This window comes from Veillonella dispar (genome assembly GCF_937975875.1).
Lineage (GTDB): Bacteria > Bacillota > Negativicutes > Veillonellales > Veillonellaceae > Veillonella > Veillonella dispar_B.
In genome coordinates, this window is sequence record NZ_CALJSP010000118.1 from 1 (window position 1) to 7,777 (window position 7,777).

8 protein-coding genes and 1 pseudogene are annotated in these 7,777 nt (G+C 37.7%); all 9 read right to left on the reverse strand.

Annotation, left to right across the window (positions count from 1 at the left end):
• Nucleotides 1-52: 52 nt before the first annotated feature.
• The gene (locus Q7P05_RS05600) at nucleotides 53-1,300 is read right to left on the reverse strand and encodes an aminotransferase class I/II-fold pyridoxal phosphate-dependent enzyme (protein WP_303930979.1); all 1,248 of its coding nucleotides are present in this window, start codon (nucleotides 1,298-1,300) and stop codon (nucleotides 53-55) included.
• A 243-nt stretch (nucleotides 1,301-1,543) separates the two neighbouring features.
• Entirely contained in the window at nucleotides 1,544-2,113 is a 570-nt protein-coding gene (locus Q7P05_RS05605) for an outer membrane beta-barrel protein (RefSeq protein ID WP_024064722.1), read from the reverse strand.
• A gap of 81 nt (nucleotides 2,114-2,194) precedes the next feature.
• Nucleotides 2,195-3,238: a cell division protein FtsZ gene (gene ftsZ / locus Q7P05_RS05610; protein WP_129823114.1), complete on the reverse strand. Its 1,044-nt coding sequence runs from the start codon at nucleotides 3,236-3,238 to the stop codon at nucleotides 2,195-2,197.
• 138 nt (nucleotides 3,239-3,376) lie between these two features.
• Entirely contained in the window at nucleotides 3,377-3,721 is a 345-nt protein-coding gene (locus Q7P05_RS05615; RefSeq protein WP_005386246.1) for a small basic family protein, read from the reverse strand.
• Nucleotides 3,718-4,413 (reverse strand): DUF881 domain-containing protein, encoded by a 696-nt coding sequence (locus tag Q7P05_RS05620; RefSeq protein ID WP_024065456.1) that lies wholly within the window; start codon nucleotides 4,411-4,413, stop codon nucleotides 3,718-3,720. The genes Q7P05_RS05615 and Q7P05_RS05620 overlap by 4 nt, the downstream gene beginning before the upstream one ends.
• A gap of 23 nt (nucleotides 4,414-4,436) precedes the next feature.
• On the reverse strand, nucleotides 4,437-5,294 hold the full coding sequence (locus tag Q7P05_RS05625; RefSeq protein WP_024065457.1) for a cell division protein FtsQ/DivIB: 858 nt from the start codon (nucleotides 5,292-5,294) through the stop codon (nucleotides 4,437-4,439).
• Nucleotides 5,295-5,321: 27 nt separating this feature from the next.
• Complete coding sequence (locus tag Q7P05_RS05630; protein ID WP_195185848.1) at nucleotides 5,322-6,254, reverse strand: D-alanine--D-alanine ligase; 933 nt, start codon at nucleotides 6,252-6,254, stop codon at nucleotides 5,322-5,324.
• Nucleotides 6,251-7,633 (reverse strand): UDP-N-acetylmuramate--L-alanine ligase, encoded by a 1,383-nt coding sequence (gene murC, locus Q7P05_RS05635; protein ID WP_303930983.1) that lies wholly within the window; start codon nucleotides 7,631-7,633, stop codon nucleotides 6,251-6,253. The genes Q7P05_RS05630 and murC overlap by 4 nt, the downstream gene beginning before the upstream one ends.
• A gap of 14 nt (nucleotides 7,634-7,647) precedes the next feature.
• Nucleotides 7,648-7,777, reverse strand: a pseudogene (locus tag Q7P05_RS09600) (undecaprenyldiphospho-muramoylpentapeptide beta-N-acetylglucosaminyltransferase); the annotation flags it as partial.

A 7,777-nucleotide genomic window follows, 5' to 3' on the forward strand; every position in this document is an offset into this window, starting at 1 on the left:
AAAAGCCACTTGATATATATCAAGTGGCTTTTAGTATTAGCAACAGCATAAATTATAATTTGCCGAGTCGTTTCATAGCATTATAAATTTTTTCAGCAAGGCCTGTCATTTGGAATTTAGGAATACCACATGCTGCAACGCGAATACCATTAGCTAAAGCAATAACATAAATATGCTCTTTCTTCAATTCTTCACAGATAGCATTAGCAGAATCTGTAGGAATTGTAATGAAGAAACCGCCACGGTATGGTAACATTGGAAGGCCAACTTGTGCAGCCTCTTGTTTGAAGATATCAGCACGATCGCGAATCAATTGATAGTAGCTATTGCGTTCAGCTTCATATTCTTTAAACTTAGCTGGATCAGCCACAATATTAGCCATTGTACGCATTGCTGGACGACAAATATTAGACCATGTAGCACGGCTAGTAGATTTGTTGATTTCTAAGAATTCATCAGCAATTTCTTCGTCATCAGAAATACCAATCAAAGCCCCTACACGTTGACCATACATAGTGAAGCCTTTAGACAAGCTATAGCAAACACATGTAAGGATTTCTTTTGGCAAATGACTGAATTTACTAAAGAATGCACGAACCTCTTCTTTTTCACCAGAATAATCAAGGTATGCTACATCAATGCCAATGATTACATTATTACGGCCTATAGCAACGAGTTCTTTCAAGAAGTTAAGGATAGATTCCCAATCTTTGTCCTCTATAGAGTAACCTGTTGGGTTATTACCAGGTGTATTAAATAAAATTACGACATTTGTTTGTTTTGCAGCTAATTCATTTACACGATTTTGGAACGCTTCATGGTTAAAGTTATTATGTTCATCAAATAAAGAATAGGTAACAAGTGTACGACCTACATCGCTACAAAGTATACGATAGGCACCCCAGTACCAATCAGCAGTCAACACCTCATCACCAGGTTCTGTATAGTTATGAACTAAGTGATGAATACCGCCTGTACCACCTGTAGTAGCAATACTACGGATATGACCTTCTGGACGAGATTGTCCAAAGCATTCCGCCTCTGCAGCAGCAAGGAACTCAGGTACACCTGCAATCGGAGCATAACCAACATATTCAGAATCTGGAAGACTTAAATATTCGTCCTTAACGGTTTTAAGGAATACTAATTTACCATCCTCATCATAAATCGCACCTAATGTACCATTAACAACGTTCTCGCGACCATTTTCTTTAGCATCAGCTTGGGCTTGGCCAGCAGTTACAAAGATTACATCTTTAAGTTTTTTCCCTTTTGCATGCTTTGCAGCAACACTTGTCATAACTTGCACCATCCTATCTAAAATGAATTATTACATATTTATCATACCTAAACTTATTTAATTATACAATGAGTATTTAAAAATATATTGTATACATAAGAAAAAATACTAATTACAATCTGAATTATAAAAAAGCTAAGGTATATAGGATATATACAATATCCTATATAAAATATTTTTATAAATCATATGCTAGTATTTATAAACAAAAAAGACCACTCATTAGAGTGATCTTTGATATCCTTAGAAGGAGTAGCCTACACCAGCGTGTAAACCTTTTGCAGTTTTATCGTTGCTATTTACGCTATATTTATCATAGCCATAGTATACGTTCAAGTCTACATCAGGGCGAACTTCATATTGAGCACCTACTTGGTAAGTTTGTTTAATATCGTTACCCCAACCAGCTTTAGCAAAGCCGTTTACTTTTTCTGTCAATGGCACATGACCAATAACACCAGCTTGGAAACCTAATTCTGTATCATTTGTACGAATTGCAGTACCAGCACCATATACGTTTACGTTTGGATGCACTTTATAAACTAATGCTAATTGATGATCTTTAATGTCGCCATTTTTTGCATTCAATTTATCATAAGAATATTGAACAGCAGTTTTATTGGAAAGATCGTGTTGCAAAGAAACACCGAAACCGTCGTTGCTATTGCCGCCACCTTTAGATACATGTTGTTTAAATGCATAATCAGCTTGTACTTTAGTGGAACCGTCGCTAATTTTTGTTACAGGTGCCGCTGCAAATGCACTACCTGCCACAACTGTAGCTGCTAGAGTTAATAATACTAATTTCTTCATTTGTACCTCCTATACACATATCTCAAGATATGTCTTACTAAGTTACTTATTTACGAATGTTTTGATTATACACTCTATAAATTAACGTTTCATGAATACAGGGATATCTGGGATACCGCTGTTAGTTGTTGTTGTAGTGGATGCTGGACGAGATGTTGTAGTTGTTTTACCGAATTCTGGTACGCTTTTAGCGTTATTGCCAAAACCAGTTGCTACAACCGTAACTTGAACTTTATCGCCCAAGCTTTCATCGATAACAGAACCGAAGATGATATTTGCATCAGGGTCTGCTGCATCAGAAATAATTTGAGCAGCTTCGTTTACTTCAAAAATACCCAATTCGGAGCTACCAGAAATATTAAGCAAGATGCCTTTTGCACCATCGATGGAAGTTTCCAATAATGGGCTATTGATAGCCATTTTTGCAGCGTCTGCAGCACGGTTTTCACCTGTACCTTCACCAATACCCATCAAAGCTTCGCCTTGATTAGTCATGATAGTTTTAACGTCTGCAAAGTCAAGATTGATTAAACCAGGAATTTGGATCAAATCGGAAATACCTTTGATACCTTGACGAAGAACTTCATCAGCTTTGCTGAATGCATCAGATACGGAACATTTTTTATCTACAACTTGTAACAATTTGTCATTAGGAATAACAATAATTGTATCAACTTTTTGAGTCAAGAACTCAATGCCTTTTTCTGCCGCAGCACGACGACGTTTGCCTTCGAATGCGAAAGGTTTAGTTACAACGCCAACTGTTAATGCACCAACTTCTTTAGCACATTCAGCTACGATTGGAGCAGCACCAGTACCAGTACCACCGCCCATACCAGCAGTTACGAATACCATATCAGCACCTTCAAGAGCTTTAGTAATTTCTTCACGGCTTTCTTGAGCTGCTTCTTCACCGATTTGTGGGTTAGCACCAGCACCAAGGCCTTTAGTAACTTTTTCACCGATTTGAATTGTTACATCCGCTTTAGACAATTCAAGCACTTGGTTTTCTGTATTAACGGCTAAAAATTGAACACCTTTAATTTGGTTATCAACCATACGATTAACAGCGTTATTACCGCCGCCACCAACACCGATAACTTTAATATTTGCAAAATCAGACATTGAACTTCCTCCTCTTATCGTTATCTATTGTATCAATATACGTCCCAATGTATCGATTTATATACTGACTATCTTATAACAATTACATTTATTTTACACTAAAATTTAAAAACTTTCCACTATATAGAATGTGATTTATTAGAACCGCTTAGTCATAATTATTTTGCGTATAGCGCCTACATTAATAAATACACGTAACCCAAATCCAATAAGGGCCACATAATATAGGTTAATGCCTATTAAATCACCAACATATACAAGAATAACAGCTAATACCATATTTGAAAAGAACCCAATGACAAAGTTACTAAGATCAAATGTTCTTTCCAATGCTGCTCGACTGCCACCAAATACTGCATCTAAAGCTGCTAGAACAGCTACCGAAGTATAATTCGAATAACTAGCGGGGATATGAAGTGGTGCTATCCATCCTAGGATAGCCCCTATAATTAGGCCAATGATGGCAAAGATATAGATATTCATTCTTTACCTCCTAACTCATTAGGCTTCATATGTTCTTCTCTAAAAGTACCTGTGAAAGCAGGAATCGCTACATCCTCTTCTTGCTTTATAGTTACCTTTATTCCCCAATGTTTAAGTGAATCTACTACACCACCGCGCATAGTTAGCGCAGAATTTAATGTCTTTGGATCTCCAATAGCTTTCACCGTAAAGGGAGCTCCAAAGACCTTCCCATTTACAGTAATAGTCGGGCCTGAACATCGTATTTCAGACGTTCCTATGAGGCGTTGATCATTAATAGCTATCGCTTCAGCCCCACCAGCCCGTAATTCATTAACAATTCTTAGAATATCTTCATCATGAATTACATATAAATTGGGGTTTTCCCCACTTTGTACAGGCTTTAAGCTATCTTCAATCAACACACTAACGCCCGGCCCTTTAACATTAGTTAAAGCCGCTTTCATCATGAGCTGTTCATCAGCTTTACCACCGCCATTAGCGCCAGATTTTTTTAGTGACTCAATTTGCTTTAACAAAGCATCACGTTCACTCTGGGCCTCTCTCAATTGTACTGCTAAATCGCCAGTTCGTTGTAAGCGAATATTTTCTTCTATATTATCTTGAGTCATCTTATATTGGGTAACAACCATGAACCCTAATATACAGCTGACTATGGCAATTGCCCACCGTTCGTGTCTCACGACAATCATCTACCTTTATATTCAACATGACCTTATCTATCTTGTTTTTTATCATCCTTCTTAGTAGATGAATTTTCTGTAGTCGGTGCTCCATTCTGATGCTTTTTAACTTCTGGCATCACATCGGTTTTAATGTACGGTGATGAAACATTAACATCTATATACTGTACATTACCATGTGTCTTTTTAATATCTTGTAACATCGACTGAGTTAGCTCTGCTTTTTTAGCTAAGTCTTTGCCATCCCCCAGTCGAATCTGTACACCTGAAACAGTATATGCCATTATCGCATCAGGATCTCCAATATTAACCTCTGCAATATTCTTGAATGTCTCCTCATCGAGTGAGTTCAAATATTCAAGAGCCGCCAATATCGGTTTATCTACTACTGTATCACCTAATAGTATATTTCCAGCTTTCACACCAGAAATCATAGGAACAGATGTGTCTTGTATAGCTGGCTCAGATGCGATCACTTGTCCCTTACTATCAAGGGTTAAGTATCCAAACTGAGCCGGTACAACTGCAACTGCCTTGCGTTCTACTACATTTACCACCATTGTCAGTGGCAACTGATAGCTAATTTGAGCCTCTTCGACACGTAAATCTTTCGATAATCTAGTTTTTAATTTTTCTGTACTAATCTGCAATATATTAACAGGTTCATGAATATCACCAGCTACCATTACATCTTGTACAGTTACCTTATCCGATCCAGTAACTTTTAAGGATCCAAAAGGAATAGGTAGTGTAAACAACCCCACCAACACGAGAGTAACTGCACCACCGATTTTTAACACTCGTTTTCTAAATACAGCCCGTTCATCACGAACAGGTGTAGAAGACTGCATCTCCCCAGAGTTGGATGGATGGTTTTGCTTATCATCCATAGTTAACTCCTTATCTTCTATTAGCCCTTAAAATTTCCCTATACTAGCTGTTAATAGAATTTTTTCACATAATGTTGGGAAGTCAATTCCCATTTCTTTTGCTGCTTTTGGTACTAAAGATGTTGCTGTCATACCAGGCACTGTATTGTATTCAAGAACATACATATTATCTGCATGGTCTGTCATAACATCAACACGAATTACCCCACTGCCTTGTACTTCACGATACACAAGTTCCCCAATGCGTTGCATTTCAGCAGTCATTTCTGCACTAATAGGCGCTGGCACTAAATACTCAGTAGCACCTACAGTGTACTTACTCTTGTAATCATATTCACCAGAATGTGGACGAATTTCAATAACAGACAATGCTTTACCATCTAATACAGATACTGTAAATTCACGACCATCAAGAAATTGTTCTACCACAAGAATAGGGTCATATTTTAGAGCTTCCGTTACAGCCTCTTCTAACTGAGCTTCATCGCGAACAATAGTAACCCCAATGCTAGAACCTTGCGTAGCAGACTTCACAACTACTGGAATTGTAAAATCCTTACGAATATGCTCAATAATAGCTTCTGCAGATTCAAGATCACCATTAAAGGACTCGGATGCCGCAGTAGGAATATTGGCACCTTTAAATACATCTTTACTTACTTTTTTATTCATACCTACTGCATGAGCCATAATACCTGACCCAGTGTATGGAATTTCAGCCATTTCTAATAGGCCTTGTAACGCACCATCTTCGCCGTAACGACCATGAATTGCATTAAATACAACCTCGCCACCTAAATCTTTAATATCTTTTAATACAGTGCGCGGATTGAGTTCTAAAGTTTGGGCATTATAACCTTTGCTTTCAAGTGCTTCTGCAATAGCAGCGCCAGTACGACGAGATACCTCAGCCTCTTTGGAAGGACCACCCATTAGTACGATTATTTTTTTATCTTTCATTGTAAGCCTTCCTCCAATATAGCTAATAATTTTGGCCCATATTGATTAATAGAACCTGCACCCATGGTGATAACCAGATCATTAGGTCTTACTATTTTCGCTAATACCTCAGGCAAATCGTCAACAGATGGTACATAATTTACATCTTGACCTGTGGCCGCTTTAATAGCATTTGGAATCGTATTGCCATCAATACCAGAGATTGGATCTTCACCAGAGCTATAAATATCTGTCATATATACTTCATCAGCGCTTGTGAAAGCAGTAGCAAATTCATCCTTTAACAAGCTTGTGCGAGTAAAGCGATGTGGCTGGAATACACAGATAACACGATGCTTTTCCAACTCTTTTGCTGCTTTCAATGTTGCTTTAATTTCTGTAGGATGATGAGCATAGTCATCAACAACCCATACACCTGCTACGTGACCTTTTGTTTCAAAACGACGTTTTGCACCGATAAACTTACCTAAACCTTTTGTAATAATGCGCGTTTCTACACCACAGCAATCATGAGCAACAACAAAGGCAGCCAACGAATTCAATACATTATGTTCACCAGGAACTCGTAAGCGAATGCGCTCAACATTCACACCATTATGGTATACATCATATACCAAAGTAGAGTCTACGTAGTGAATATTTTTAGCTACATAGTCATTATTATCACGTAAGCCATATGTAATGAAATTACGATTTACACGGCTCATAACATAACGAATATTCTCATTATCTCCACATACGATTGCTTTGCCAGATTCTGGTAACGTTTCGACAAACTCACAAAATGCATTTAGCAAATTATCCATTGTTTTGTAGTGATCCATGTGATCATCTTCAATGTTAGTAATAACAATAGTATGTGGGCGTAGTTTCAAGAAAGACCCATCACTTTCATCTGCTTCAACTACAGAGAAATGCCCCTTACCTAGACAACTACTACCTTTTAAATAATCTACTTCACCACCGATAATAACTGTTGGATCAGCTTCTGCTTCTACTAAAATTTGACCAATCATGGATGTAGTGGAAGTTTTACCGTGAGCACCAGCTACTGCAATGCCATCTGTTACGTCTAACACAGCTTTTACAATATCGGAACGGTGCAAAATTGTAATACCTTGTTCTTTTGCCGCTACAATTTCAGGATTATCTTCACGAATAGCTGTAGAACGAACTACAGCATCAACGCCATTTACATACTCTTTATTATGACCAATATGAACGGTAGCGCCCATATTTCTGAACTTTTCAATAACTGCAGATTCAGTTACATCTGAACCAGATACATCATAACCTTTTTGAATTAAAATATTCGCTATAGCACGCATGCCAGACCCACCTATACCAATAAGATGAATCTTATGAATACCGTCTAACATAAAACCTCTCCTTGTTACTTTGCAATAGATAATGCAAGTTTTGCAATATCATGAGCTGCATTTGGTTTTCCTAAACGCAAAGCACTAGCCCCCATTTGAGCTAACAATTCACGATTTGCCATAAACATTTCGATTTCACCAATC